The sequence below is a fragment of the Rhizobium sp. R634 genome (assembly GCF_002211305.1).
Taxonomy (GTDB): domain Bacteria; phylum Pseudomonadota; class Alphaproteobacteria; order Rhizobiales; family Rhizobiaceae; genus Rhizobium.
The window spans coordinates 240,828-267,402 of the sequence record NZ_LOKW01000023.1; the positions used below are offsets into that span (position 1 = coordinate 240,828).

The 26,575-nt window shown below is 59.3% G+C and carries 22 protein-coding genes and 3 pseudogenes; 8 read left to right on the forward strand and 17 right to left on the reverse strand.

Annotation, left to right across the window (positions count from 1 at the left end):
* Positions 1-45: 45 nt before the first annotated feature.
* On the reverse strand, positions 46-354 hold the full coding sequence (locus ATY77_RS19095; protein WP_088688572.1) for a hypothetical protein: 309 nt from the start codon (positions 352-354) through the stop codon (positions 46-48).
* A gap of 172 nt (positions 355-526) precedes the next feature.
* Here ATY77_RS19095 and dinB point away from each other — a divergent pair, with 172 nt between their 5' ends.
* The gene (gene dinB / locus ATY77_RS19100; RefSeq protein WP_088688614.1) at positions 527-1,615 is read left to right on the forward strand and encodes a DNA polymerase IV; all 1,089 of its coding nucleotides are present in this window, start codon (positions 527-529) and stop codon (positions 1,613-1,615) included.
* A gap of 12 nt (positions 1,616-1,627) precedes the next feature.
* On the opposite strand, the pseudogene ATY77_RS33245 reads toward dinB, so the two are convergent.
* Positions 1,628-1,896: pseudogene (locus tag ATY77_RS33245) on the reverse strand (hypothetical protein); the annotation flags it as partial.
* Between the two features lie 264 nt (positions 1,897-2,160).
* Here ATY77_RS33245 and ATY77_RS19115 point away from each other — a divergent pair.
* Positions 2,161-2,751, forward strand: coding sequence for an SOS response-associated peptidase (locus tag ATY77_RS19115; RefSeq protein WP_088688574.1), 591 nt, complete (start codon positions 2,161-2,163; stop codon positions 2,749-2,751).
* Between the two features lie 352 nt (positions 2,752-3,103).
* On the opposite strand, the gene ATY77_RS19120 is transcribed toward ATY77_RS19115, so the two are convergent.
* The 3 genes from ATY77_RS19120 to ATY77_RS19135 form a co-directional block, all read right to left on the reverse strand.
* Positions 3,104-4,993: an APC family permease gene (locus ATY77_RS19120; RefSeq protein ID WP_245314376.1), complete on the reverse strand. Its 1,890-nt coding sequence runs from the start codon at positions 4,991-4,993 to the stop codon at positions 3,104-3,106.
* 241 nt (positions 4,994-5,234) lie between these two features.
* Positions 5,235-5,486: a hypothetical protein gene (locus tag ATY77_RS19130; RefSeq protein WP_141103954.1), complete on the reverse strand. Its 252-nt coding sequence runs from the start codon at positions 5,484-5,486 to the stop codon at positions 5,235-5,237.
* 189 nt (positions 5,487-5,675) lie between these two features.
* Positions 5,676-6,404 carry a Crp/Fnr family transcriptional regulator gene (locus tag ATY77_RS19135; RefSeq protein ID WP_088688576.1) on the reverse strand — a complete coding sequence of 243 codons (729 nt, stop codon included), beginning with the start codon at positions 6,402-6,404 and terminating at the stop codon, positions 5,676-5,678.
* 1,245 nt (positions 6,405-7,649) lie between these two features.
* Between ATY77_RS19135 and ATY77_RS33250 the strand changes: the two are divergent.
* The 3 genes and pseudogenes from ATY77_RS33250 to ATY77_RS19150 all read left to right on the forward strand — a co-directional run.
* A pseudogene (locus ATY77_RS33250) lies at positions 7,650-8,154 on the forward strand (LysR substrate-binding domain-containing protein); the annotation flags it as partial.
* A gap of 213 nt (positions 8,155-8,367) precedes the next feature.
* Positions 8,368-8,562, forward strand: coding sequence for a hypothetical protein (locus ATY77_RS19145; RefSeq protein ID WP_088678318.1), 195 nt, complete (start codon positions 8,368-8,370; stop codon positions 8,560-8,562).
* Positions 8,563-8,806: 244 nt separating this feature from the next.
* Positions 8,807-9,049: a hypothetical protein gene (locus tag ATY77_RS19150; protein WP_088688577.1), complete on the forward strand. Its 243-nt coding sequence runs from the start codon at positions 8,807-8,809 to the stop codon at positions 9,047-9,049.
* Positions 9,050-9,248: 199 nt separating this feature from the next.
* Here ATY77_RS19150 and ATY77_RS19155 read toward each other — a convergent pair whose 3' ends face one another.
* Genes ATY77_RS19155 through ATY77_RS19160 form a run of 3 tightly spaced genes read right to left on the reverse strand, consistent with a single transcriptional unit; the run spans position 9,249 to position 11,113 of the window.
* The gene (locus ATY77_RS19155; protein WP_088688578.1) at positions 9,249-9,590 is read right to left on the reverse strand and encodes a hypothetical protein; all 342 of its coding nucleotides are present in this window, start codon (positions 9,588-9,590) and stop codon (positions 9,249-9,251) included.
* Positions 9,587-9,742: a hypothetical protein gene (locus ATY77_RS32930; protein ID WP_190237664.1), complete on the reverse strand. Its 156-nt coding sequence runs from the start codon at positions 9,740-9,742 to the stop codon at positions 9,587-9,589. Before ATY77_RS32930 ends, ATY77_RS19155 begins: the two co-directional genes overlap by 4 nt.
* A gap of 27 nt (positions 9,743-9,769) precedes the next feature.
* Positions 9,770-11,113 (reverse strand): NAD(P)/FAD-dependent oxidoreductase, encoded by a 1,344-nt coding sequence (locus ATY77_RS19160; RefSeq protein ID WP_088688579.1) that lies wholly within the window; start codon positions 11,111-11,113, stop codon positions 9,770-9,772.
* Between the two features lie 850 nt (positions 11,114-11,963).
* On the opposite strand from ATY77_RS19160, the gene ATY77_RS19165 reads away from it, so the two are divergent.
* Complete coding sequence (locus tag ATY77_RS19165; protein WP_088688580.1) at positions 11,964-13,232, forward strand: DUF892 family protein; 1,269 nt, start codon at positions 11,964-11,966, stop codon at positions 13,230-13,232.
* A gap of 342 nt (positions 13,233-13,574) precedes the next feature.
* Here the strand turns inward: ATY77_RS19165 and ATY77_RS19170 are convergent, their stop codons facing one another.
* The 9 genes and pseudogenes from ATY77_RS19170 to ATY77_RS19215 all read right to left on the reverse strand — a co-directional run bounded on the left by ATY77_RS19170 (position 13,575) and on the right by ATY77_RS19215 (position 22,654).
* Positions 13,575-14,483 (reverse strand): NAD(P)/FAD-dependent oxidoreductase, encoded by a 909-nt coding sequence (locus tag ATY77_RS19170; RefSeq protein ID WP_348627672.1) that lies wholly within the window; start codon positions 14,481-14,483, stop codon positions 13,575-13,577.
* Positions 14,484-14,990: 507 nt separating this feature from the next.
* On the reverse strand, positions 14,991-15,251 hold the full coding sequence (locus tag ATY77_RS19180; RefSeq protein WP_088688616.1) for a DUF982 domain-containing protein: 261 nt from the start codon (positions 15,249-15,251) through the stop codon (positions 14,991-14,993).
* A 206-nt stretch (positions 15,252-15,457) separates the two neighbouring features.
* Positions 15,458-15,677, reverse strand: a pseudogene (locus ATY77_RS19185) (ATP-binding protein); the annotation flags it as partial.
* Between the two features lie 156 nt (positions 15,678-15,833).
* Positions 15,834-16,763 (reverse strand): electron transfer flavoprotein subunit alpha/FixB family protein, encoded by a 930-nt coding sequence (locus tag ATY77_RS19190; protein WP_088688583.1) that lies wholly within the window; start codon positions 16,761-16,763, stop codon positions 15,834-15,836.
* A 25-nt stretch (positions 16,764-16,788) separates the two neighbouring features.
* Entirely contained in the window at positions 16,789-17,538 is a 750-nt protein-coding gene (locus ATY77_RS19195; protein WP_088688584.1) for an electron transfer flavoprotein subunit beta/FixA family protein, read from the reverse strand.
* Between the two features lie 98 nt (positions 17,539-17,636).
* Complete coding sequence (locus ATY77_RS19200; protein WP_088688585.1) at positions 17,637-18,782, reverse strand: CaiB/BaiF CoA-transferase family protein; 1,146 nt, start codon at positions 18,780-18,782, stop codon at positions 17,637-17,639.
* Between the two features lie 35 nt (positions 18,783-18,817).
* Complete coding sequence (locus tag ATY77_RS19205) at positions 18,818-20,482, reverse strand: electron transfer flavoprotein-ubiquinone oxidoreductase (protein WP_088688586.1); 1,665 nt, start codon at positions 20,480-20,482, stop codon at positions 18,818-18,820.
* Between the two features lie 40 nt (positions 20,483-20,522).
* Entirely contained in the window at positions 20,523-21,410 is an 888-nt protein-coding gene (locus tag ATY77_RS19210) for a 3-hydroxybutyryl-CoA dehydrogenase (RefSeq protein ID WP_088688587.1), read from the reverse strand.
* A 59-nt stretch (positions 21,411-21,469) separates the two neighbouring features.
* Complete coding sequence (locus tag ATY77_RS19215) at positions 21,470-22,654, reverse strand: acyl-CoA dehydrogenase (protein WP_190237671.1); 1,185 nt, start codon at positions 22,652-22,654, stop codon at positions 21,470-21,472.
* Positions 22,655-22,761: 107 nt separating this feature from the next.
* Between ATY77_RS19215 and ATY77_RS19220 the strand changes: the two genes are divergently transcribed.
* Both ATY77_RS19220 and ppc read left to right on the forward strand, forming a co-directional pair.
* A complete protein-coding gene (locus ATY77_RS19220) occupies positions 22,762-23,676 on the forward strand; it encodes a LysR family transcriptional regulator (protein WP_088688589.1) in 915 nt (304 codons plus the stop codon).
* 131 nt (positions 23,677-23,807) lie between these two features.
* Positions 23,808-26,561, forward strand: a complete 2,754-nt coding sequence (gene ppc / locus ATY77_RS19225) for a phosphoenolpyruvate carboxylase (RefSeq protein ID WP_088688590.1) — start codon at positions 23,808-23,810, stop codon at positions 26,559-26,561.
* Positions 26,562-26,575 lie beyond the last annotated feature (14 nt).

A 26,575-nucleotide genomic window follows, 5' to 3' on the forward strand; every position in this document is an offset into this window, starting at 1 on the left:
CTCGAACTCCTATCAACGCGCACCGGCGCAAGCGTCCTTCACCGCTTATCGCTGTGAGACCCTCAGCGCGCCGGCGTCCCCGAGACTGCGCTGGACGGCGGCGACTTGGCTGGAAGCGATATCCGCCGAAACGACGATCTCGCCTTCCAGCGGTGCGTCCTGACGCGCGCCTCCGCCATGCGAGGCATCGCCGCCCGAGGGCGCCGCGCCGGCGCTATTCCGGTTGCTCGCCGACTGGATGAAAATGTCTGGTCTGGATATGCCGTGCTGCTGAACAAGATGTTCGACGGCGAGATCAGCTGCTTCTCGGGTTTCGAACGTGGCTGTGATCGTCGTGGTGCTGTCATCGGCCATTAAGATCTCCTGATGTTGCTTTCCTCAAATGAGAACGCGGCCGGCGGCTGGTAGTTTCGACAGCAGGCCCGGACGCCCCCTCAAATGTTGATATCGCGCCAAAGCCTGCTATGTTCTGTTTTTGTTTCCGCGCACATCATCTGCCGACGCCATCGCGATCGCTGAATCCGCCATGAACGACATGAGTTCGACCCCCGTCCGAAAAATCATCCACGTCGACATGGACGCGTTTTATGCGTCGGTCGAGCAGCGCGATAATCCGGAACTGCGCGGTAGGCCGGTTGCGGTGGGCGGATCGGCCGCCCGCGGCGTCGTGGCCGCAGCGAGCTACGAGGCCCGCAAATTCGGCGTCCACTCGGCGATGCCGTCGGTGACGGCGAAGCGAAAGTGCCCAGACCTGATCTTCGTGCCGCCGCGCTTCGATGTTTATAAGGCGGTGTCGCAGCAGATCCGCGAGATCTTTGCCGAATATACGCCGATGATCGAGCCGCTGTCGCTCGACGAGGCCTATCTCGATGTCACCGACAATCTCAGAGGCATCGCGATTGCCACGGAGATCGCGTCGGAGATCCGCGCGAGGATCAAGCAAGTCACCGGCCTCAATGCGTCGGCCGGGATTTCCTACAACAAGTTCCTAGCCAAGATGGCGAGCGATCTGAACAAGCCGAACGGCCAAGCCGTTATCACCCCGAGGAACGGACCAGCCTTCGTCGAGTCCCTTCCCGTCAAGAAATTTCACGGCGTCGGCCCTGCCACGGCGGAAAAGATGCACCGGCTCGGAATCGACAACGGCGCCGATCTCAAAGGGAAGACGCTCGACTTCCTGGTGGAGCATTTCGGGAAGTCCGGACCCTACTTCTATGGCATTGCCCGCGGTACCGACGAGCGCCAGGTCAAGCCGAACCGGGTGCGCAAATCCGTCGGCGCCGAAGACACGTTTTCGCAGGACCTCCATGCCTTTGAGCCGGCCCGTGAAGGGCTGCAGCCGTTGATTGGAAAGGTGTGGGGCTATTGCGAGGCCAACGGAATCGGCGCCAAGACGGTGACGCTCAAGGTCAAATATGCCGACTTCAATCAGATCACCCGTAGCAAGACTGTTCCCAGTCCTCTGGCCGCGATCGCCGACCTGGAGGAGATCGTCGGCCTGCTGCTGGCGCCGATTTTTCCGCCGCGCAAAGGCATCCGCCTGCTCGGCGTCTCGCTGTCGTCGCTCGAAAGGCGCGCCGCCGGAACGGAGCCGCAGCTGAGATTGGCGCTTTAGATCGCCAGCGTCGGGCTGGGCAGGCGCGCGTGCATCGCGCTTAACCCGGAAGGTCCCGGCCGGCGATGGCTGCAGGATTTCCTCTTTGGGGACAAGTCCGTTGAGCCAACCCATGCGCTGGTCGCGTGTCAGGACCACATCTGCCGGCCTTCCGAACGGATGCGGTTCACCGCGCGGACTGCCGTCGCGTGGGCGCAATCCCCAAGGCAGTTCCACTATCTCTACATCGCGGTCATGCGCCTAACGATGACGCGACGCTCGTTGAGCGGCTGATGGATAATCGTGTGCGGTTAGCCGAAAACTGCTAATCTCCCCGAATGCGCGCCGGTGAGACTGAACTTCAAATGGTCATGCGACACGTTCGAGATGGTGCCGCCATCGTCGCGCGGCAAACTGGGCTTCTCAAAAAAATCGTCACGCTCCGCCTTCCAACAAGGGATGCCGAGGAACTGCTCGTCCTGCTGGAGCGCATACAAACCGAGCATATATTGCACCTGCAGCGGCTTGGTCGCGAGTCTATGAGACCACCCTCGAAGGGAAGAGCAATGTGCAATGATTACCGGTTGATGGTGGATATCGCCTCGGTTGTCGAGGACTTCGCCGATCTAAAGATCAAGATCCGTTTCGGTGAAGGCGCGCCGAACCTCGAAGCGCGAGAGGACATCAAGATCACAGATATCGGCCCGATCGTCAGGACGATCGACGGAGCCCGCGATGAAGCCGAGCTCGTGCAGCGGCGTTGGAGCTGGCCCGGACCGAACAAACGGCCGGTTTATAATTTCCGGTCGGAAGGTCGGGAGTTCACTTCCAATCGCTGCCTGATCGTTGCCGATGGCTTTTACGAGTTCACCGATCCGAAGGATCCGAAAAAGAAGCGCAAGGACAAGTGGCTGTTCACGAAGAAGGACGAGCCGATCTTCTGCATCGCCGGCATCTGGCGCGAAACGCCGGAGGTCGGCCAAGCCTTCACTATGCTGACGATGGAGCCGGGGCCGGACATTGCGCCGTATCACGACCGGCAGATCGTCATCCTCGAACGCGGCTCCTGGGCAGATTGGCTTGACCCGGCGGTTTCCGCGAAGTCCTTGATCAAGCCGCTCGCGGTGGGCACCCTTTCTGTGCAGCAGGTCGGCTGAACCGGAATAGCCCCGCGCCACGTTCAAAAATAGCTGCCGCGAGTTGCCGAACTCTTGCGCAAATCAGCTTCGCGAGAGCTGCCTCTTCTGCTGTTCCTTCGTATTCGGTGCCCTTGAGCGTACATTGACAAGCTGCTCGATGATCGGGGCGAACAACGTGGTGGCCGCGCCGCCGAGCGCGGCCTTGACGGCTTCTTCCCAGCAGCCGGTGATTTAACTGGCGCCCAATCTTCGATGTCAGGCGAACACACCGAGCATGTAAAGTCCGACGATCAGAAGATTGACTGCGAGCACGATATAGATCGGTAAAAGTGTCCGTCGCTTATTGCGGTCAGCGTCACGTGACATGTCCTCATCCCTCTTGCCGCGACAAGCGCCATGGCACCGTCACGACCGTTAGCCTGGGACCGCCGAACTTCAAAAGCTGCTTTCTGAGATGACCGGCACGGTTCATGTGAAGTATCTTTTGCCACCATCGCTCCTTGACCGTCTCGGGAATGAGAACCGCCACCTGACGCTCAGGCGCATCCGCATCAAGCTTCTCGATCAATCGAAGAAGGGGTTCATGCAGTTCTCGATAAGGTGCCGGAATAAGCATCAGGCGCGGAGGCTGGAGACCCTTCGCAGCGACCGGTTCTTCGACATCGGCATGCCATTGCTGACGCAAAACTCTCTCTCCATCCTCATTCTCCGGGCCGCCGAGCTTCACAAGGTGGACAGCGACGACATCAGGGGACAACGTCAGTGCAAACTTGATGGCCCTTTCACTCAGGCGGTTCCAGCTTTCCGTCACAACGAGCACCGTTGGCGGGTCGACATCTTCCACAGCAATCGGACCGGGTTGACGCAATTCCCGATCCAACCCCTCGTAATAGCTTTTGATCGCACGTAGCAGGATGATGGTGAGAGGAACGGCGATCAATGTGATCCAAGCGCCGTCTAAGAACTTTGCCAACATGATCACAACCAGGGCAGTGCCGGTTGCCACCGCCCCGACGGCGTTCATCGCGAGCTTCGCTGGCTTTTTTACTTTCTGACGCCTCCAGTGAACGACCATTCCTGTTTGAGAGACGGTGAAGGTCAAGAAGGCACCAATGGCGAAGAGAGGTATCAACCTTTCTGTGATGCCGCCGAAGGCGATCAAAAGAAGCGAGGCGAAGCCTGAGAGAAAAAGGATGCCTGCCGTGAAGACCAGGCGGCGACCCGGCTGAGCAAAAGCCTTTGGCAAGTATCCATCGGCGGCTACCATGCGGCAGATACGAGGAAAGCCGACGAAGCTCGTATTGGCCGACAGGCACAGGATGCAAAGCAGGCTGCACATGGCGACGTAGTAGAAGGCGTTGAAACCTGCCACTGCACCGATCAACTGCGAAAGCACACTCTGGTACCCGTTACCAGTTTGGCTCATCGCGCCGATTTCGAAGGTAGCCGCTATCGTCGCGATACCGCCAAGCAGGAGCGCCAGAACCACGACAATGATCGTGAGCGTAATGTAGGCGTTCCTGATGACGGGCGCCTTGAATGAACCCACACCGTTAGAGACGGCTTCAACTCCCGTCATCGCGGTGCAGCCGCTGGCGAAGGCATGCATCAGCAGCCAAAGGCCTGCCGCCCCTGTGGTTGCCGCAAGCGCAGGTGGCGCGACAACAGGGGCAGGATCGCTTTCAGTCACAATCCTGAAGAGGCCGTAAGCGATCACACCTAGGAAGCAGACCATAAAGAGATAGGTTGGAAGCGCAAACAGCCAGCCAGCCTCGCCAGTCCCTCTGAGATTGGCCAGGGTGACAAACGCCACGATGAGCAGGCAGAGGGGCAGGATATACGGATGGAGGCTTGGGACGGCGGATACGAGTGCACCGACGCCGGCAGAGACGCCGACCGCGACATTCAATACGTAGTCGATCATCAAGGCTGAGGCCGCCAGCAGGCTGGGGTATTCCCCTAGATTCTCCTTGGCGACCGCATAGGCTCCGCCGCTTGTCGGATAGGCGGCGAGGGTCTGACGATATGAAAAATACAAGATCGCGAGGAGAGCGATGATGCAGCCCATAACCGGTCCGAGATAGGTGAGACCTAGCGCCCCGAGCGGCATCAGGATCGTTAGAGCAGCTTCCGGCCCGTAGGAGGATGATCCAAGCCCGTCCAGCCCCATGGCGGGTACAGCCTCCATCCAGCCAAGTTTCTTGTCTTCGTGCTCGCGGTTAGCGAGTTTGCGGCCAAACAGGAGTGTGCTGAGGTTCAAGCTGCTGGTTCTCCGACGTTGAACGCACCGAACCTGCCAGCGAGGATGTTAGTTCCGCCCTCCAGCGGAGGAACTTGAGCGACCAACGTTGGTTGGATGAGAACGACAGCGAAGCCATGTTAGCCGGCCAGTCAGCGGACGGTGACTGTTTTGAGATCACGTCGAAAAATGGCAGCCTACTGGCTGCAATTCCCTTCGCATCAGTCATACCAAGGGGCTGATGGATAGCATTGACCATCGATCAGCGCAGCCGAGGGACTATCTCAGGTATCGCGGTGGCGATATCAATTTCTTCCGCCCATGCCCCGCGCTCATCGTGGATAACTATACCCATCGGAATCTCTTGCCCTCTCTTCATAAGCGCATGCCGAACCAGTTCGCGGAGGGTCTCGATAGCTTCTTGTCTTGCCGCGGTCAGATCAGGGAAGGCCGAACCCTCGAAGTCGACGACGACATGATCCGCGTGCCGGATGTGAAAATAATACGTCGCCACGGTCACCTCTTTTCGAAGGATTAGCATTCGCAAAACCCGTCGCAAGGCTCTGTCAGCGAGCGTACCAGCGTAGAATTAAAAAAGAGCCCCGCGCGGGCGGGGCTCAAGTTGGGGACTTGCGATAGACCGCGCGGAGGCATCATGAAGAGTTGGCTGCCATCCAAGCTCCGCGCGGCTGACGAAATACGATTAGTGCTGCCGGTTTGTTCCCGCCGAAAACGCGTTTTCTGTTGGCACTCTCATGATGGCCGGACGAGCCGCCGCGAGGCGATTGTAACTCCCGCCTGCCATGCTGATCAGTTTGGTACGATCACGGACGATGACTTTGCCGCGCGCGGACCTGATCATGCCTTCGCCTTCGAGCAACGCCAAGGCTTCGGAAACGCCGGCCCGCCGAACTCCTAGCATCATAGCCAGAAACTCGTGCGTCATAAGAAGTTCCTCGCTTCCGGCACGGTCGTGGCTCATCAGGATGAGGCGGGCCAAGCGCTGGTTCAAAGAGTAGTGGCCCAGAGCCAGGGCCGTCTCCGCCATTTGCACCATGACGGAATGAGCGTATCGGAGAAGCGTTTCGCGGAGTGAAGGGCTACGCTCGGCCGCCTCCCGAATAGCCCATGTAGGAATGCGGAAGGCGGAACCGGCTCCTTGAACGAAGCTCCGCCATGACGTTCTATCGGCCCCGAGGAGAACAGAGACACCGGTCATGCCTTCCCGGCCCACGCTGAATACTTCGAGGCTTCGGCCATCCGGTGTTGTCGTAACCGCGGCAACGACCCCGCTCTCGATGAAGTGGACATGCTGAATGGGAGCGTCAGGCTCAACAAGGATATCTCCAACGTCGAGCTTAACCGGCTGAAGATCGGCCTCCAACCATTGCAGTTCTTCAGAGAATGAGTTCAACAGTTCATTGCGAAACATCGACGGGACGAGCCTTTCCGTTGCAATGGAAAACAACCTCTTATGATACCAATCGATGGCTTGATCTGCATTACCAGCGGTTATGTTTGGTGCGGAACCGAACAAACCCCCACGAGCTTTAAAGGGTGAAGGCCGAAACAGATCTAGAGCTTAGTGATCGTCGTCCTCCGCTCGCACTGCCAGTTCTTCCCGGTCCGGCCGCGGTCCGATCTGCCGCACCGAGCTGACGTGGTCAAAGACCCTTTGACAAGGGCAACTTCGGCATCATTCAGCATACTGGTTTGGAATATCGTAGCCAGGATCATACGCCGTCACTCCCCGATGATAGCCGTAGGGCGCGGAGGCGATGCTTCAGCGCGACGGAGCGTCGCTTTGGGAGCAGACCAGGAACTACCTCCGCCCGACCCAACATCCGGGGTGGTGGATCGCTAGGAGGAAGCCTTTGCGAACAACAAGATACTTGCTTTCTCCCGCGATCCAGTGAGCTAACCTGATCGTCAGTTTACGGTTCCCGTACGATGCCGGACGAAAATGGTCACTTCGGGGGCAGGCTGGGGCGATGTCTCACCTTTATGGCGATCATTTACCCCAAGCATGTGTCTCCTGTGAACTGGGCGACCCCCGCGTCGATCACACCAGTCGGGAACCTCTCCCGTAGCAGAGTCTTCCCAGTCTCTTCCATTCGTTCGAGAGATGCTGACGCAGGTGTTTTGCCAACCGCGCCAACAAGTTCAAGCCCTTTCAGCGAGAAGCTCTTTCAATCTGCCCTTGGCGATCAGCGCCAGCATATAATCAATCGCGCGATCACTTCTTTATTGCCTTCATCGTCAAACGTAACCGCTGACAATGTTGGCGCCATGATGTCCGATCGCTTCAAGGCGGGAGCGCCGCACCAGTCGCGATAGCTGGATCTTGCTTACCTGTGAGACCGGTGAAGTTGACCTTTCATGATCAGACCCTACATCCCTGCTATCGTTGGCAACCGAATATGTAGGCGCTGACGGCTGAGGGTTACCAAGTGCTCCCGCCTGCAAATCAGCGGTGTGCACTCATGGGCGACCCTATAATTGAGGCGCAGTTGAATTCTTCCCGAGCTCTGATTGAACGAACGAAAGAGTTGTTAGCGTCAACAAGACGGCTTGTTTCGAAGGAGCGGCGAGTCACTGAAGCGGCTGAAAACGGTCCTCTTGATGTTGAGGAGACGAGGAGCTGTCAACCGGGAAATAAACGGTTTCCCGACGGTGTGGAGCGTTCGACGTTGCCATAAGGACCGGTCGCGGCGGATGGCAAGGACTGCCGAATATCCGCTTACTCCCGTTGAGGTGACGCCAATGCTGGCGCCTTCTCTCTTGACAACCCGGACCATCATCATGCCGGATGCACTTGCAGATTTCGAGCTCTTGCCGCATCCGGATTGCTATGCGTGGTTCAGGGGCGCCCGGTGCGAGCTATCGCGGGCTCTGCGATTTGCAGGGTCGATTACCCTACGCATACACTGAAGGCCAATGCGGCACTGGCCAGCGTCGGCGTTGCGTTGCTATCGCCAGTGTTGTTTCGACCGCTCCTGGAAAAGGGACTGCTGATCGCGCCGTTCTCACACGTGCTGAGCGGGCCCGCCTGGCACTTTGCGCTCATGCGCGCGGACGATCCGCGTCTCGCGCCCAGACAGCGGCCGCGAATGGCTTCACGAGCAGACTTAGGAGCGCGCCTGGTGCCGATCATTTTCTTCGTTTCGCACTATTGCCAGTAGCAGCCGCATCGAACGAGATAAGTTGCACAGACAGCCGTTCACAAACAAACCGGTTGTCTGCTTCCTGCCTCGATCGCCCGCCTTGCCAGGCAGCAAAGGCGCAATTGCTTGGCGCGTTTGCGGCCACCGACCGCACCAGGAATTCCTCGACAGCCCTGCAACTAACGGCGCCGCATCTGGTTCGGCCCGAGATGCGCTCGAGAGGAGACCAAGATGAAACTGGTGCCATTCCAATACGCGGGCCATAACCCCGCCATGGTATACATCAATCCGGAACAGGTTGTTGCTGTGCGAGAATTCGCCAACAGCACCCACATCCATGTTGCTGCACCGCAGAAGGATGGCGCACCAAGTTACTATCCCGTCAGGGAGACGGTCGATGAGGTCGTTAAGAAACTGACTGCCTAGACCAGGAACTTCTATACTTAACCGATGTTGTAGTTGGTATGCGCAGTACAGAGCAAAAAGCCGCGAGAGACATGATCAGATACGTGCTGACTGTTTTCGTTGTCGCAATAATCATAGCGGTGGCGTACTTGGCCTTCTTCACTCCCGGGCAAGTGTGAGCTGACTGCCCTAATCGACAGCGGTACTTCAGCAAATTGCCCTAGCACCGGAGCCAGTGGCTTTGCTGCCGCATGGAGCAGGTTACATGAGCGAGAACTTCAGCGCCAAAGAAACGTTCGCGATATACGGCGAGAGGGCAACCACGATCACTTGCGTTCGAGATGCTTACTCCACCGAGGAAAAGACATTCCCGACGATGCGCGATGCAATCGACTATCTGAAGGCATTTGACCCTGTTCCGGTTGCGATAGTTCTCCATATCAGCGCTCACGGTCGCGACATACCGTTCGACCGCGACAATATAGCGAAGCTGATGCGGGAACCATAATCATGACAACAATCGAGAACCTGCTGCCGAAATAAATCACCTGCCGGCTAACTCAGGTGGCGAAGCGATAGGCTGAATAGCTCGGAGGTAAAAGGTGATTCCTTCGCAAGGCAGGACGGACGTCACGAGACCACCGGTCTGCCGGGCGTTAGAAGAAATACTTCTTGGTCATGCAACAAAAATCCATTCACCTATTTAGTCAGCTATAAATCCAGCTCGCGACCGCCACCGCGATCGCAACAACGACCATAGTGCCAATGAAGATGCGCAACGCAGGCGAGCGAGTGGTCTGTGGAACCGTCGCCCCGCTTCCTGGCTCACGCATCGCGACGTCGTAATTCCGCTGACGATCGGCGGCTCCGATGTTCTGCGCATGCAGTGCCATCTCGACCTGATCGGGAGTTATCGGCTGGCCGGCGGCCTCTGCATCCGTTTCGAGCGGCGCAGCCGCCGGGTCAAAGCCGGGCCTGATGTCCCCGGTCTCTCCCGACTGGATCCCGCCCCTAATCTGCGCGGCAGCTTTATCCCTTTTCTTTGTCATTCGAACTCTCCTCGTTCGATCGCGGATGCAGGGTTCACGTCACGGCCGCCCAACTGCCACAAGGAAATCGAGCCGATGGTGATGATGAACCCGATGATGATGACAATGGCTGCGTAGAGCCAAGCAAGTCGGCGCGGTGATTGCTGATCCACTGATCCTCCTCCTGCTCCCGTACGGCTTCAAATCTTCCCCGCTTGCATTGCGGGGCTGACTTCCGGAGCACGGGCAGCGGTCTGGCCGGCGCTCTCGTCGATGATCCGCGCGCCGCGTTGGCGAGTGAGGTAGCGCCAGATCCATTGGATGCTGACGAGAAGCCGCTTTTCGAAGTTGATAAGCAGATAGACGTGTACGATTGCCCACAGCAGCCATGCCAGCCTTCCTTTCAGGGTCCACCGGCCGAAGTCGAAAACGGCGGCGTTGCGCCCGATGACGGCTGTATTGCCTCTGTTGCGGAAGACGAAGCCCGGCCCCCTAATCACAGGTTCCTTGCGAAGTTGTCGTCCAAGGTAGATGCCTTGCTGTTTGGCAACCTGCGCAAGCGCCGGGAGGGGCTTTCCGTCCGTCCCGATCAAAGCGGCTGTGTCTCCGAGCGCATAGACATCCTCGAAGCCTTGAACGCGAAGATGATCATCGACTGGAATGCGGTTCCCGGCAGTACCCGAGAGGCCGAGCCAGCGATGTGCTGGCGACGCTTTCACGCCGGCTCCCCAGACGATCGATCCGGCCGAGATGAAGGCGCCGCCGATGTTCGCGCCATCCTTTGTAATGTCGACGACCCGGCTTCCCGTGCGCACTTCCACGCCGACCTTTTCAAGGTACCTCGCCGCATAGGCAGAGAGATGCTCAGGAAAGGCCGCTAGAATGCGAGGCCCTGCTTCCACCAGCAGAACGCGGAGATGGTCGGGCTGAAGGTTGCGAAAGTCCCTACTGATCATGAAGCGTCCGAGCTCCGAAATGGCGCCGGCCATTTCGACGCCCGTAGGGCCGCCGCCAATAATGATGCTCGTCAACAGGGCCTGTTTCTCGGCGGGGCTGCCGGCTCGTTCGGCTTTCTCAAACGCCAGAAGAAGGCGATGCCTGATCTCCCGCGCCTCGTGGATCGTCTTGAGACCCGGCGCCAGAGCCTGCCACTCGTCATGTCCGAAGTAATTGTATTCGGAACCTGTCGCAATCACGAGCTGGTCGTAGCGTACATCGGCCCCGTCCGCGAGCAGGACGCGCCGCTTTGCGGTGTCGATGCCGACTACTTCCGCCATGATCATTTCGATGTTCTTGTAGCCTGCAAGCGTCTTTCTGATGGGCTCTGCTATGTCTGCCGGCGACAAGGCGGCGGTGGCCACCTGGTAGAGAAGCGGTTGGAAGAGATTGTGGTTGCGGCGGTCAATGACGACGCATTCCACCTCAGCATTCCCGAGCTTGCCGGCACAGGCAAGGCCTGCGAAACCGCCGCCTATGACGACAACCCGGCGGCGTCGTCTCGCCGAACCTTCTGCTTCTGCTGTCGTCTTTCGATCATGCGGCATGAAATCTTCCCAAGACCATGTTTCGCCAACGCCTAACGCTACACAGCCTAAGCGCCGACTTTCAAAGCGCGCTCAGGCGGCTTCGGATCTGGTCAGCATCGACACTGCTCACTCACACGTCTGCACGATAGTTGCCGCTAACAACCGGGGACTTGGAAGGTTCCAGCGCATCCGCAACGGTGGTGGGCTCGGACTGATGCTGCGAGCCCCTCCCCTCACGCATTCACTCACTCACACTTCGGTTGAGATGGAATGCCTATGTCGCCAGCCGAAGGGGAGCCTGAAGCTCACGTAGCAGACCACGGGCCGGATTACCTCTTGCAGCGACGGGTCGGCAGATCGCGACAGTTAGGACGCGGCGAGAGAGTGCGGTCCCCTTCAGTGCCGGAACCACCGGGGCGCCTTGCGATTGTCGTGAACCAAATCGACCCCAGACCGCATTCAACCCTGGAGAAACGGTATGAAACCCCTCAACGCCGTCAAGAGCGAGCAAGGCTCTCCCGTGTAAAACCTGGCCCATAGTGATTTCCTTCATGCGCGGCCCGTTGTCCCTAAGGAATTCTCGGCTGCTCATCCCAACATTCCAATGGCGATGACCTACTCCATCTGGCCCGGGCCGGATCGGCAGAACACGGTTGCCCAAAGTGCTCGCCTTATCGCTCATTCCAAGAGCGGACGACGAATGAGGTGTTCAGACGCGACCTGCAGCAGCCACGTTCGCATCAGACACTTCCGATCCCGAATGAAAGGCGCTTCGGAGTTGCGCCGCCGAGCGCCAGTCCTAAAGCCACAGGCGCGGAACATTCCTTGGACGAGCCGGTTAGATGTTACTCAACCCGGAGGACATGCGATGTATCACCACGTCAAGAAGCTCATGTATACCGTTCGGGTTGATGAGCCCGATCCGAAATTTGGCAATATGCTGCTTGAGCAGTTCGGTGGCGCAAACGGTGAACTTGCGGCTGCAATGCAATACTCCATTCAAGGCCTGAATTGCGAGGATCCCGGACGCAAGGACCTGCTGATGGACATCGGCACGGAAGAACTCAGTCATCTCGAGATCGTTGGGACTCTGGCGAGGATGCATCTCAAGCCGTTGAAGTCGGTCAGAGAGGAGGCGGAAGCCGACCCACTGATCGCGATTGCTGGCGGCGGTGGTGTGAACCTTTTCAATTCGATGGGAAACCCTTGGACCGCCGATTATCTCAAAATTACAGGTGAGTTGGATGTCGATCTGCGAAGCAACATCGCCGCGGAAGCACGCGCCAAAATCGTCTACGAACGCTTGATCGATTTCTGCCGCGATCCGGGCACCAAGGATGCCCTGCAGTTCCTCATGACCAGGGAGATCACCCACATGCGCGCTTTCTCCCTGGCCCTCGAAAGCATGGGCAAGCCGCCGCTGAGCGTCGGCAGGATTGCGCCGACCGCAGGGCTCGTCGATCAATTCTTCAACGATTCGACGGGTGAAGGGGATCTCGGTGAAGTTGACACCCGCGGTCCCTGGAATGAAGGCGAGCCTTGGGAATTCGTGGAGGCGCCGGCGTTCCAGGATCTTAAGGGAACGGAGAATGCAGGCACGGCAATCCGCGCTCTAAGCGCGCCCCCGGAAGGATCGGAAGCAATCCAGGAAATCCTCGTTGATGAGCTCCGCGACCTGCTGCATGCGGAAAAGCAGCTATTGAAGGCGCTTCCAAAAATGCAGAAAGCCGCGCGTACCCAGCAGCTCCAGACTTTGTTGCGCAACCATCTTGCCGAAACGGAAGGCCAGGTCGATCGCTTGAACGAATGTCTGCGCATTCTCGGCACGACCGCTCGCGCCAAACCGTGCAAGGGCATGGCCGGCCTGGTAGAGGAAGGCGAGGAAGTGATGGCGGAAGGCAACAAGAAGGACGATGCTCCCGCTGATCTGGCTTTGATCGGAGCGGCGTTGCGGGTCGAACATTACGAAATTGCCGCCTACACAACGGCTCGCAACCTAGCGCTCCAGCTTGCGCAGCCGGCGGTCGCTCAATTGCTGACACTGTCGCTGGGTGAAGAACAGAATGCGGGCCAGTTGCTGGATCAGGTTGCCCAGCCGTTGATGTCCGCTGCAAGAATGCCACGGAGCGTCGTCTGACAGAGGGAGGCTCAGCGATGTTTTCGGCAAATGACGCGGAATCGAGCCATCTGTTGGATCAGCTGGCGCAACCGCTTGCGTCGGCGGCAAGAGTGCCTCCCGGCGTCCGTTGACGTGGCTGATAATCGTAGTACCCGCGGAGGCGTCAAAGGCACCGACCGCGGGTGCCGCTTTAGGACGGAATTGGGCTAACGCTCTATCGCACGCCTCCCTTTGGAGCGGGCAGCGGCTCAACTTTGATTTTCGAGATCCTGGGCGCCGACGTAAAGCAAGGCTCAGGCTCATCCGATCCGTCCACAAGTTTTTCCGGAAATGCGGGGTGGGGCGCAGCTACGGCATTCCTTAGCGCGCTAGAGGTCTAGCCTCGTTTAAATCATTTCGGATCGCAGTGGCCGCTATACCCGCCTGCCCCATCGCGGTCCCGATCTGATCCAAGCCAATGACCACATCTCCAGCTGCGTATAGGCCAGGTAGGGTTGACCTTTGGTGACTGTCGACGACGATGCAGCCGTTCTCAGACAATTCTGCACCGGCCATCGCTGCCAGTTTCGACCGAACGTCCGATCCAAGCGCAGGGTATATAGAGGAAAACTCCCCGATACCGGAAGCTGTCGCGACTGTGATTGCATCGCGCTCGGGGTCGATGGATCTTATCGGACCTTTTTGGAGGCCGATCTGCAAGTCCCGCAGCCGATCGACCTCAATCTCCGAGAGCTCGTGTTCCTCCTGCGGTGTGATGATGGTCACGTGTGTCGTATAACTCCGCAGGAACAGTGCCTCCGCAAACGCTCTCGATCCGCAGCCGATAACAGCCACACGCTTGTCGGTGACCTCGAACCCGTCACAGACAGGGCAGTAGCGGATAAGGCCGCGTGCAACAGCCTCGTCATGACGTTCGGCCAACATCGGTGGCTTGCGGTTTGTCACACCGGTGGCCAAAAGGACCGTTCGCGCCCGCATGCTGCCGCTGGCGGAGACGACACGATAGCCGTCATGCTCCTTCTGAAGCTGTCTGGCGCTCTCAATGCGGATCTGAACTTTGTACCCTTGAAGCTGTGTGCGCATTCTGGCGAGAAGCTCCCTTCCGCTAATGCCCTTCGGGAACCCTGCGAGGTTATGGGAGACCGGAATGGTGGCGGCACGACTGCTATAGTCGTCGAATACGGTTGTTGAGAGGTGGTAGCGCGCAAGATAAATGGCCGCAGTCAAGCCAGCAGGTCCACCTCCGATGATAATGCAGTCGCGCATCATGTCTCCAGACCGTCACCACTCAAGATATCGTAAGGGGCCAATGAGAGGAGCATTCTCTGATTTCCCTGGGCACGTCCGACAGCTCCTTGCGGGCGTTTAAGTTGGTTCCTCGAACGGTCTCATAGAAAAGCTGCGCCGATGCCCGATCCAGCCGTCTTCTTTAGAGACGAAGCGCTCCGGAACTAGGGTTTGGTCCGCAGCCGCTTCGGCGATGTTGGAACAACTGGCATCGCCCGCATCGACGAGGAAGACCGTTCCGAGGAAGCTTAGGGCTCCGGGCATCCGTTGCCCGTCACGCGGATGCCAAGATAGTGATCATCGCTAGTGCGGAGCCAACGCCGGCCCCAGCGAGGCCCGTTGTCATATAGCCGGTAAATCTCCCTGCTTGGCCGTGCCTGATCTCCTCAGCGGTCCCGAGAACAGCCGCCAGGCCGGCAGCAATCCAGCATGAAAGCGTCAACGTTCCCAAATGTATCGCCCAGTGCGGTGCGTCGATCGAAAGCACTGTCATGCGAAGACCCTCGCGGCGAGCGCCGCCTCAATGAACGCCCTGCGAGCTCCCTCGACACTTCCACGGCGTGCGATGGCGTCGACGCATCTGCGCTTGGCGACGCCGAACTCACGAGAATGGGTCAACGGCCAGCGATGGAGAAGCGCCGCAAGCGCCGCGTCCGGACCCTCAATGCGCTCACGCATGCCGTCGCCGATCCGGACGTATACCGGTGGCTTCCAATTCACATGGAAGCCGATATCGATTACCTTTTCCATTGCAGACCTCATTGCAAGGTTTCCCGCCCAACCGCCTTCAGGTGTCCGAGTTCCCAAGCCATACTGGTTGGTCCGCTATCGAACAGCTTCGAAGAGAAGATAGGAAGAGATCGTGATCGTTAATGATGTTAAACGACCGTCCAATAAGCCAGCCAACTTTCCCGCACGCGTCAAGTTCGCCATCAATCTGCTTGGCCGCAAGGTAGGCTGATCAGATGGAACAGGAGCTGACCGCCGGCCTGGGCAAATGGCAGATAGCCGAGTTCGTTGAGGATGATGAAGTCGAGACCGTTGGGGTAGTCGGCCGTCCGCCCTTTTGCCGCTGCGCGTTTCCGTTTCCAACCGATTGACCAGATCGACGACGTTGAAGAACCGTCCCCGCGCACCGTTGCGGATCAGGGCGCGGGCAAGTGCAATGGACAGGTGGCCCAACGATGAGAGTTTGGCGAAGGCCAAATGGTTCGGCTTGAAGGGATATGAACCGCCGACACACTTGGGTTAGATTGTCTATCTGGTTAAGGAGAAGATCGGCACCAGGCCTGCTTGGACGTCCCGCCATGCGCGCCACGTTCGGCCTCCCCGTTAAAGCGCCTTTTGCAGTTCCGGCAGTGCGTCGAAGAGATCGGCGACGAGGCCGTAGTCGGCGACCTGGAAGATCGGTGCCTCCTCGTCCTTGTTGATGGCGACGATCACTTTCGAATCCTTCATGCCCGCCAGATGCTGGATGGCGCCTGAGATGCCGGCGGCGATGTAGAGATCGGGGGCCACCACCTTGCCGGTCTGGCCGACCTGCCAGTCGTTCGGGGCATAACCGGCATCGACGGCCGCACGGCTGGCGCCGACGGCGGCACCGAGCTTGTCGGCAACCGGCAGGATGACCTCCTTGAACTTCTCCGCCGAGCCCAAGGCGCGGCCGCCTGATATGATGATCTTCGCCGAGGTCAGTTCCGGACGTTCCGAGGCCGACAAAGCATCGGAGACGAACCGCGACAGACCCGGATCGGAGATGGCCGGGATCGCCTCGACAGAGGCAGAGCCGCCTTCCGCCGCCGAAGCAAACGAGGCGGTGCGCACGGTGATCACCTTCTTCGCATCGCTTGCCTGCACCGTCTGGATGGCGTTGCCGGCATAGATCGGCCGCTTGAAGGTATCGGCCGAGACGACTTCGATGATCTCGGAGACCTGGGCGACGTCGAGCAGGGCGGCCACCCGCGGCAGCACGGTCTTGCCGACCGAGGTGGCGGCAGAGACGATCGTGTCGTAGCTGCCAGCGAGCGAGAAGATCAGATCGGCCAGCGGCTCTGCCAGATTGTTGGCAAGCGCATCGCTTTCGGCGAGCAGCACCTTGGCAACGCCGGAGAGTTTCGCCGCCTGATCGGCCGCCGCCTTGGCGGCCTTGCCGGCGACCAGCACGTGCACGTCGCCGCCGATCTGGGTTGCTGCCGTCAGCGCCTTGGCGGTCTGGTCGGAGAGGTGATTGCCGTCATGGTCGGCCAGAAGAAGAATGGTCATGATAGTTGCTCCTGTTCCTGCCCGATTACAGCACGCCGGCTTCGTTCTTCAGCTTGTCGACCAGTTCGGCGACGCTCTTGACCTTGACGCCCGCCTTGCGGCCACTCGGCTCCTCGGTCTTCAGCACCTTCAGCCGCGGCGTCGTGGAGACGCCGAAATCAGCCGGGCTCTTCTTGTCGAGCGGCTTCTTCTTCGCCTTCATGATGTTCGGCAGCGAGGCATAACGCGGTTCGTTCAGGCGCAGGTCGGTGGTGACGACCGCCGGCAGTTTGATCTCGATCGTCTGCAGGCCGCCATCGACCTCGCGGGTGACCGTCGCCTTGCCGTCAGCGATCTCGATCTTCGAGGCGAAGGTCGCCTGGGCAGAGCCGAGCAGGGCCGCCAGCATCTGGCCGGTCTGGTTGGAATCGTCGTCGATCGCCTGCTTGCCGGTGATGATCAGCCCCGGCTGTTCGGCATCGGCGACCGCCTTGAGGATCTTGGCCACCGCCAGCGGCTCGACCTGATCGTCGGTCTCGACCAGGATCGCCCGGTCGGCGCCCATGGCAAGCGCCGTCCTCAGTGTCTCCTCGGCCTTGGCCGGGCCGATCGACACGACCACCACTTCCTCAGCCTTGCCGGCTTCCTTCAGCCGCAGCGCCTCTTCCACCGAGATCTCGTCGAACGGGTTCATCGACATCTTCACATTGGCAAGCTCGACACCCGTGCCATCCGGCTTCACCCGGATCTTCACGTTGTAGTCGACAACCCGTTTGACTGGGACGAGAATCTTCATGGGCGATCTCCATCTGTGCCGATTTATTAACCGTGTCTCGACAGAGTCATCTGCAGCGCTGCGGCGGACGTAAGTCGAATTCACATGCATTCGCCGAGCTAGGTCGTCGATGACCAATCACACGATACCTTGCCGTTGTGCTCACCCAACTGGGGCGATCGCCTTTGGGAGATAAGCGCAGTTCCGGAGAAGATGATTGGTGTCCTGATGCCTGCAATTCCGTCATTTACTATCGACATTCCTCGGTGCGCGACTTGCGGATCAGCGAAGACGTCTTCCACAGTGTTGATCGGTCCGGCGGGAACGCCCACGCGTGCAAGATCGGCCAGCAAATCCGTTCGTTTGAAAAGCTTCGTCTGCGCCTCCATGACCGATGTCAGCTCCTCTCGATGACGCACCCTGTCCGCGTTCGTCTTGAAACGGGCGTCGGCGGCCACAGACGACAGCCGGAGGACATCGCAGATGCGTGCGAACTGGCTGTCGTTTCCGCAGGCGATAATGATATTGCCGTCGGATACCGGGAATACCTGATATGGCGCGATGTTAGGATGGGCATTGCCGAGCCGCGTCGGCGCCTTTCCCGAGGCCAGGAAATTCATCGCCTGGTTAGCCAATACGGCGACCGTGCTGTCCAGCAGCGCCATATCGATATGCTGCCCCTCCCCCGTGCTGTTGCGTAGGATCAAAGCGGCCTGGATGGCGATGACCGAATAGAGGCCGGTGAAGATATCGCCGAACGCCACGCCGATTTTCTGCGGCTCCCGGCCCGGCTCACCGGTCAAATCCATGATGCCCGCCATGCCCTGGACGATGAAATCATATCCTGCACGCCCGGCATATGGGCCGGTTTGGCCAAAGCCGGTAATCGAGCAATAAATCAGCTTCGGATTAATCGCCTTCAGGCTCTCGTAATCGAGGCCGAACTTCTTCAGCCCGCCTACCTTGAAGTTCTCGATGACAACGTCAGCGTTCGCGATCAGTGCACGAAGTCTGTCGACGTCTTCCGCCGAGTTGAAATCCGCCGTTATGCTCAATTTTCCGCGATTGCAGCTATGGAAGTAGGCTGCAGCGACATCATCGCCATCGCTGATGAAGGGTGGTCCCCAGCGGCGCGTATCGTCGCCCTCCGGGCTTTCCACCTTGATGACGGTTGCTCCGAGGTCGGCAAGTGTCTGTCCAGCCCACGGACCGGCCAGGATACGCGCCAGTTCCACGACCCGAACACCTTCAAGCGGAAATTGCATCGCTAACTCCCTGATCATTGCTAAACTCGCCGGCCTCACATATTCGGATAAACCGGCCCCTCACCGCCCTGCGGCGGCACCCAGTTGATGTTCTGGTTGGGGTCCTTGATGTCGCAGGTCTTGCAGTGGACGCAGTTCTGGGCGTTGATGACGAAGGTGTCCTGCCCGTCCTTCTCCACCCATTCATAGACGCCGGCCGGACAGTAACGGGTCGACGGGCCGGCATAAATATCGTGCTCGGAACGCTTCTGCAGGCCCATGTCCTTGACCTTGAGATGCACCGGCTGATCCTCCTCGTGATTGGTGTTCGACAGGAACACCGAGGACAGGCGGTCGAAGGTCAAAACCCCATCCGGCTTCGGATAGGCAATCGGCTTGTGGTTGGCAGCCGGCTCCAGCGACTGCGCATCGGTCTTGCCGTGGCCAAGCGTGCCGAAGAAAGAAGAGCCGAACAGGGTGTTGGTCCACATGTCGAGACCGCCGAGCGCCACGCCGATCGCGGTGCCGAACTTCGACCACAGCGGCTTGACGTTGCGGACACGCTTGAGATCGCGGCCGATGTCACCCTTGCGCCATTCGGTTTCGATCTCGGCCACCTCGTCATGGCAGCGGCCGGATACAATCGCCGCCGCCAGCTTCTCCGCCGCCAGCATGCCGGACAGCACCGCATTGTGGCTGCCCTTGATGCGCGGCACGTTGACCAGACCGGCCGAACAGCCGATCAGCGCCCCGCCGGGGAAGGATAGCTTCGGCACCGACTGGTAGCCGCCCTCGGTGATGGCCCGCGCCCCATAAGAGAGCCGCTTGCCGCCCTCGAAGGTGCCGCGGATCGCCGGATGCGTCTTGAAGCGCTGGAACTCCTCGAACGGGTAGAGATAGGGGTTCTTGTAATTCAGGTGGACGACGAAGCCGACCGCCACCAGATTGTCTTCGAGGTGATAGAGGAAGGAGCCGCCGCCGGTCTTCATGCCGAGCGGCCAGCCGAAGGAATGCTGCACCAGTCCCTGCCTGTGGTTCTCCGGCTTGACCTGCCAGAGCTCCTTGATGCCGATGCCGAACTTTTGGGGTTCGCGGTCCTTCTGCAGATCGAACTTGGCGATCAGCTGCTTGGCGAGCGAACCGCGCACGCCTTCGCCGATCAGCACATATTTGCCGAGCAATTCCATGCCGCGGGTATAGTTCGGGCCGGGTTCGCCGTTCTTCTCGATGCCCATGTCGCCGGTGGCCACCCCGATCACCGCGCCCTTATCATTGTAGAGCACTTCGGTTGCGGCAAAGCCCGGATAGATCTCGACGCCGAGTTCTTCCGCCTTGCCCGCCAGCCAGCGACAGACGAGCCCAAGCGAGACGATGTAATTGCCGTGATTGTTCATCAACGGCGGCATCACGACATTCGGCAGGCGGATCGAACCAGCGGGACCGAGCACCAGGAAGTGGTCGTCCTTGACCTCGGTCTTGAACGGATGATCGCCATCCTCGCGCCAACCGGGCAGCAGCCGATCGATGCCGATCGGATCGACGACGGCGCCGGAGAGGATATGCGCGCCCACTTCCGAGCCCTTCTCCAGCACGACGACCGACAGTTCCGGATTGACCTGCTTCAGCCGGATCGCCGCCGAAAGACCGGCCGGACCGGCGCCGACGATCACCACGTCGAATTCCATGCTCTCTCGACCCTCGCCTACGTGTTCTTCGCTCATGATCGATGCCTTACAATCTCGAGGTTGAAATGCGATGGGATCAGCGGGTTGGCCGCGCCGGAACGTAGCTGTAGTCGTAGAACCCGCGTTGCGCCTTGCGCCCGAGCCAGCCGGCCTCGACATATTTGACCAGCAGCGGGCATGGGCGGTATTTGCTATCAGCCAGTCCTTCGTGAAGGACCTGCATGATGGAAAGGCATGTGTCCAAACCGATGAAATCGGCCAGTTCGAGCGGCCCCATCGGATGATTGGCACCGAGCTTCATGCCGGTGTCTATGGCTTCAACGTTTCCGACACCCTCATAGAGCGTGTAGATCGCTTCGTTGATCATGGGGATGAGGACGCGGTTTACGATGAAAGCCGGAAAATCCTCGGAGACGGTGACGGTTTTGCCGATGGATTCGGCGAAATCCCTCGCTATAGCAAACGTCTCCTGATCCGTACCGATGCCGCGAACCAGCTCGACCAGCTTCATAACCGGTACCGGATTCATGAAGTGTATCCCTATGAAACGATGGGGCCTGTCGGTCGACGCGGCGAGCCGCGTTATGGAGAGCGACGATGTGTTCGTCGCCACGATCGCCTCGGGCTTCAGGACGGGGCAGACGCCCGTGAAGACCTTTCTCTTGACGTCTTCATTCTCGCTGACCGCTTCGACGACCAAATCGGCGCTCGCCAGATCCGAGAGCGAGAACGCTCCCTTTATTCGGGAGATCGCTTGCGCAGCCGCCTCGCCCGGCATTTTGCCGGATTCGACCTGCCGTTCGAAATATCCGGCACTTGCTTCGATGCTCGCTCGCACTCGATTGCCATCGAGGTCGTAGACCATTGCCTCGTACCCGTGTTTCGCCACGACTTCCGCGATGCCAGTCCCCATCTGGCCGGCGCCGATGACGGCGACGGTAGATATCTTATTCGCTATAGGCATGCTGCCTCTCGTTGATCCGGAGATTGAAGGACGATCTCTGCCAAACAGTTTATGGGGAATTAGAAGAACGCCTGGAGGCCCGTCTGGGCCCGGCCAAGGATCAGGGCGTGGACGTCGTGGGTGCCTTCATATGTGTTGACCGTTTCCAAGTTCTGGGCGTGGCGCATGACATGGTATTCGATCTGAATGCCGTTGCCGCCATGCATATCCCGGGCCTGCCGCGCGATATCCAGCGCCCTCCCGCAATTGTTGCGCTTGACGAGCGAGACCATCTCCGGGGCCATCTTGTGCTCATCCATCAGGCGGCCAACGCGAAGCGAACCTTGCAGTCCGAGCGTGATGTCGGTCATCATATCAGCGAGCTTCTTTTGATAAAGCTGCATCCCTGCAAGCGGTTTGCCGAACTGCTTACGGTCCAGACCATATTGACGAGCGCGGAACCAGCAGTCCTCGGCCGCTCCCATGACGCCCCAGGAGATGCCGTAGCGGGCCCGATTGAGACAGCCAAACGGCCCCTTGAGACCGGAAACGCCGGGCAAGAGCGCATCCTCAGTGATTTCGACGCCGTCCATCACGATTTCGCCCGTGATCGAGGCACGCAGCGAAAGCTTGCCGCCGATCTTCGGAGCCGAAAGGCCCTTCATGCCCTTTTCTAGAACGAAGCCGCGTATGTCGTTGTTGTGAGCCTCAGATTTTGCCCAGACGACGAAAACATCCGCAATCGGCGAGTTCGAGATCCACATCTTCGAGCCGCGCAGCCGGTAGCCGCCCTCGATCTTCTCGGCGCGGGTTTTCATACTGCTGGGGTCGGAGCCGGCATCAGGCTCGGTCAGGCCGAAACAGCCGATCAGCTCACCCGAGACGAGGCCAGGCAGATACTTCTTCTTCTGCTCGTCAGAGCCGTAGGCGAAGATCGGGTAGATGACCAGTGAGGATTGCACGCTCATCATTGAGCGATATCCGGAGTCGATGCGTTCGACCTCGCGAGCTACAAGGCCGTAAGCGACGTAGGATGCGTTCGCGGCCCCGTACTCTTCCGGCAGCGTCACACCGAGAAGGCCGGTCTGCCCCATCAACCTGAACAGCTCCGGATCGGTCGTTTCCTCGAGATAGGCGTCGTGGACGCGCGGCAAGAGTTCGGATTCAGCGAAAGCCGCGGCGGACTCGCGGATCATCCGTTCATCCTCGGTCAGCTGGTCATCGAGCAGAAAAGGGTCATTCCAAGAAAAGGCCAAGATCGTTATCCTCCCGTTGAGGTTTTTGGCAGTTCGATTTGATGAAATGAAAGCCGGTTTTCCGTCATCGGGAAAGCGAGGTTTACTCATCGGCCTATGAGCTGTAGTAATAGCCTATGGCAAACCTCTCGCGACGGCTCCTTCCCTCGACCTCCGCTCTCGCCGCTTTCGATTCCGTCGCGCGGCTCAGCACCTTCTCTGCCGCGGCCGAGGAGCTTTCCCTGACGCAGGGTGCCATCAGCCGGCAGATCGCCGCCCTGGAAGAACAGCTGGGCGTTTTACTCTTCGAGCGCACCAGCCGTGGGGTAATTCTCACGGAGGCCGGCGCCGATTATGCGCGGGCTATTGCCAGCGCTCTCGCGGAAATCCGTTCCGCCTCACTGCACGCCATGACAAAACAGCATAACGATCAGCTCAACCTGGCGATCTTGCCAACATTCGGCACACGCTGGCTGATGCCGCGCATTCCACAGTTTGTCGCAAGACATCCGGAGATCACATTGAACTTCGCGACCCGCATAGGAGTGTTCGATTTCGACCGCGACGACATCGATATCGCGATCCATATCGGCCAGCCCGACTGGCCGGGTGCGGAAAGCACATTTCTCATGGAGGAGATGGTGGCGCCGGTCGCCTCCCCGTCTTTTCTGAACTCGCATCCCGTCCTGAAAGCTGAAGATCTACTTCGCCTTCCGCTTCTGCAGATGGCATCGCGGCCTGGAGCCTGGAGCCATTTTTTCGAAAGCCTCCAGGTCAGCGGCGCCCCGTCGCAGGCGATGCGGTTCGAACAGTTCAGCAGCGTGGCCCAAGCCTGCATTGCCGGGCTGGGGCTCGCTTTGATGCCGCTTTTCCTCATCGATTCCGAGCTTGCGAATGGCCAGCTCGTTCAAGCCTTTCCGCATCAGGTCAAAAGCCCCAGCGCCTATTATGCGGTCGCGCCGCTCAGCAGGAAGGACTTCCGCCCTGTCGTCGCATTCCGAGCATGGCTCTTGGAAGAGATCGCGCGTTACCAGCAAGGCGCTGCCGGCTAATCCGGAGCTATTCGACCCTTCGCTCCTGCTCGATTGCAAGCATTCTTGACTCTTCGGCCAAATCCTGCCAGTTTAATGCTAACGTTAGCATAAGGAGTGCGCATGTGGATCTTCAGTTGAGAAACGCAGGCATGCCGGGAAAGCGCCTCACGGCCAGGGCCCTGGTGAAGGATGTTCGGCTGCTCGGCCGCCTTTTGTGCGAAGCCATTGAAGCCAGCGACGGCAGGGAGACCCGGGAGACCGTAGAACGCGTCCGCGCCCTCTCGGTAACCGGCCGCAGAAAGACCAGCCCACGCCTGAACGGCGAACTCGCCCCCTTCTGCGCAGACATGCCTCCCCGCACCCTCAAGCGCGTGATCCGCGCGTTCAGCCAGTTCTCTCAGCTCGTAAACATCGCCGAAGACGCTCATCAGGCCAGAGTGCAGCGCTTCGGCATCGCCGATGGCGAACCTGCCATGCCGGGAACGATTGCCAGATCGCTTTCGGTTCTCGCTGCCGCCGGCGTAGAGGTGGAGGATATCCGTAAGCTGCTGTCGGAAGCGATCGTCTCGCCCGTTTTTACCGCGCACCCCACCGAGGTTCGGCGAAAGAGCGTTATCGACATCGAGCAGGAGCTTGCACGATGCTTGAGCCGGCTCGACCATGCCGGCCTGACGGCGCAGGAGGCGGATCGATATCGGGAGGATTTGGAAAGAGCGACGACGACGCTTTGGCAAACGAACAGCCTGCGAGGGCGGCGGCTGCAGGTCGTGGACGAAATCCTCAATGGCCTGTCCTATTACGACAGTACCATTTTCCGCGTCATCCCGGAAGTTTATGGGGCTCTCGAAAATCAGCTTCGAGCCTCGCCCTGGAGCTTCGGTCATGACGCGCTGCCGCCATTCCTGCGCATGGGTTCGTGGATCGGCGGCGACAGGGATGGCAATCCCTATGTCAACGGCGAGACCCTGAGGGAGGCGCTCCGGCTGCAGAGTGAGAGAGTTTTCTCGTTCTATCTCGGCGAGCTGCACAGCCTTGGCGCCGAACTTTCCTTGGATGATCGGTATGTGAAGGTCTCGCGGGACCTTCAGTGCCTCGCGACCGTCTCTCCCGATAGATCGGAGCAGCGCCGGCACGAGCCATATCGCCTGGCGATCTCGGGTATCTATGCTCGCCTGGCGGCCACGGCCCGTAAATTCGGCAGTACAGAGCTTGTTCGCGAACCTGTAGCGGCCGCCCCCCGCTACCGGCGCCCCGGAGAATTCGCCGCAGACCTGGCGACGATCAGCAAATCTCTGATAGCCAATGGCGCAGAAAAGATCGCCGCTGGAAAACTGCGCAGCCTCCAACGCGCCGTAGACGTCTTCGGCTTTCATCTCGTCAGCCTCGATCTGCGACAGAATTCCGAGGTTCATCAGCGGGTTATTCATGAGCTTTTCGAGAATGTGCGCCCCGGCACAGGCTATGAAGCGCTCGCCGAGAGCGACAGGATCCGCTTGCTCACTGAGGAACTCCGCTCTTCCCAGCTGCTGGTTACACCGCTCAAGACCTATTCGGCCGAGACGATGTCGGAGCTTTCCGTCCTCCGTGAAGCCGCCGAAGCCCATAAGCATTATGGTCGCGCCAGCATCCCGAATTACATCATCTCGAAGGCGGCAAGCCCTTCCGACCTTCTGGAGGTCATGATCCTGTTCCGCGAAGTGGGACTGTTCAGGCCCGACGAGCCTGAAGCGGCCTCGGTCAACATCATACCGCTTTTCGAGACGATCTCGGATCTTCGAAACTCGCATGACGTGATGCAGACCGTTTTGGCCATAGAAGCCTATCGGACATACTTGAAGGCACTCGGCGGCAAACAGGAAATCATGCTCGGCTATTCCGACAGCAACAAGGACGGCGGTTATCTGACGTCGGGATGGGAGCTCTATAAGGCGGAGATGGCCTTCATTCGGCTTTTCGAGCGTGAGGGCATTCGCCTCAGCCTGTTTCACGGCCGCGGCGGCTCCGTGGGGCGCGGCGGCGGTCCGAGCTATGAGGCCATCACCGCCCTGCCACCCGGCGCGGTTGCCGGATCGATCCGGCTGACGGAACAAGGTGAAGTCATTGCGGCGAAATATTCCAATCCGGCACTCGGCCGCCGAAATCTGGAACTGCTGATCGCCGCGACGCTGGAAGCGTCCTTGCTGCCTTCCGACGCACAAGAGCCGGATCCCGAATATCTCGGCGCCATGGAGGAGCTGTCCGAGCTCGCTTTTGGCGCCTATCGATCTTTGGTTTACGAGACCGAAGGATTCGAGCGGTTCTTCTGGGAAGCCACGATCATTGGCGAAATCGCAAAACTGAATATTGGCAGCCGGCCGGCCTCACGCAGCTCGTCCCGCCGCATCGAAGATCTTCGCGCAATACCGTGGGTGTTCGGCTGGTCGCAAAGCCGGATCATGCTGCCGGGCTGGTTTGGATTTGGCTCGGCCATCGGACAGTGGCTGACCAGACATCCCGACGGATTGCAAACCCTTCAAAGGATGCATCGGGACTGGCCTTTCTTCCAGACGCTGATCGCGAACATGGAGATGGTGCTGGCCAAAACCAACATGGCGATCGCGGCGCGGTATGTCGACCTCGCCCCCGACGCATCCGCCCATGAGAAAATCTTCACACGCATAAAACACGAATGGGAAGCGACGACGGCCGCACTGTTCGGCATAACGGATCAGGCCTCGCTCCTGGAGAATAATCCGGCGCTGAAGCAATCGATCCATCATCGCTTTCCATGCCTCGATCCGCTCAACCACATGCAGATCGACCTTCTTCGCCGCCACCGCGCCGGAGAACGAGATCAGGACACGGAGGAGGCGCTGCATCTCACCATCAATGGAATTGCCGCCGGGCTACGAAACAGCGGGTAACGAGCCGCCAATGC

Excerpts from the sequence above, each read along its gene's own strand:
- ATY77_RS19095 (WP_088688572.1), bottom strand. The coding sequence starts at position 354 with ATGGCCGATGACAGCACCACGACGATCACAGCCACGTTCGAAACCCGA.
- dinB (WP_088688614.1), top strand. The coding sequence starts at position 527 with ATGAACGACATGAGTTCGACCCCCGTCCGAAAAATCATCCACGTCGAC.
- ATY77_RS19115 (WP_088688574.1), top strand. The coding sequence starts at position 2,161 with ATGTGCAATGATTACCGGTTGATGGTGGATATCGCCTCGGTTGTCGAG.
- ATY77_RS19135 (WP_088688576.1), bottom strand. The coding sequence starts at position 6,404 with ATGTTTCGCAATGAACTGTTGAACTCATTCTCTGAAGAACTGCAATGG.
- ATY77_RS19145 (WP_088678318.1), top strand. The coding sequence starts at position 8,368 with ATGAAACTGGTGCCATTCCAATACGCGGGCCATAACCCCGCCATGGTA.
- ATY77_RS19150 (WP_088688577.1), top strand. The coding sequence starts at position 8,807 with ATGAGCGAGAACTTCAGCGCCAAAGAAACGTTCGCGATATACGGCGAG.
- ATY77_RS19155 (WP_088688578.1), bottom strand. The coding sequence starts at position 9,590 with ATGACAAAGAAAAGGGATAAAGCTGCCGCGCAGATTAGGGGCGGGATC.
- ATY77_RS19160 (WP_088688579.1), bottom strand. The coding sequence starts at position 11,113 with ATGCCGCATGATCGAAAGACGACAGCAGAAGCAGAAGGTTCGGCGAGA.
- ATY77_RS19165 (WP_088688580.1), top strand. The coding sequence starts at position 11,964 with ATGTATCACCACGTCAAGAAGCTCATGTATACCGTTCGGGTTGATGAG.
- ATY77_RS19170 (WP_348627672.1), bottom strand. The coding sequence starts at position 14,483 with ATGATGCGCGACTGCATTATCATCGGAGGTGGACCTGCTGGCTTGACT.
- ATY77_RS19180 (WP_088688616.1), bottom strand. The coding sequence starts at position 15,251 with ATGGAAAAGGTAATCGATATCGGCTTCCATGTGAATTGGAAGCCACCG.
- ATY77_RS19190 (WP_088688583.1), bottom strand. The coding sequence starts at position 16,763 with ATGACCATTCTTCTTCTGGCCGACCATGACGGCAATCACCTCTCCGAC.
- ATY77_RS19195 (WP_088688584.1), bottom strand. The coding sequence starts at position 17,538 with ATGAAGATTCTCGTCCCAGTCAAACGGGTTGTCGACTACAACGTGAAG.
- ATY77_RS19200 (WP_088688585.1), bottom strand. The coding sequence starts at position 18,782 with ATGCAATTTCCGCTTGAAGGTGTTCGGGTCGTGGAACTGGCGCGTATC.
- ATY77_RS19205 (WP_088688586.1), bottom strand. The coding sequence starts at position 20,482 with ATGAGCGAAGAACACGTAGGCGAGGGTCGAGAGAGCATGGAATTCGAC.
- ATY77_RS19210 (WP_088688587.1), bottom strand. The coding sequence starts at position 21,410 with ATGCCTATAGCGAATAAGATATCTACCGTCGCCGTCATCGGCGCCGGC.
- ATY77_RS19220 (WP_088688589.1), top strand. The coding sequence starts at position 22,762 with ATGGCAAACCTCTCGCGACGGCTCCTTCCCTCGACCTCCGCTCTCGCC.
- ppc (WP_088688590.1), top strand. The coding sequence starts at position 23,808 with ATGCCGGGAAAGCGCCTCACGGCCAGGGCCCTGGTGAAGGATGTTCGG.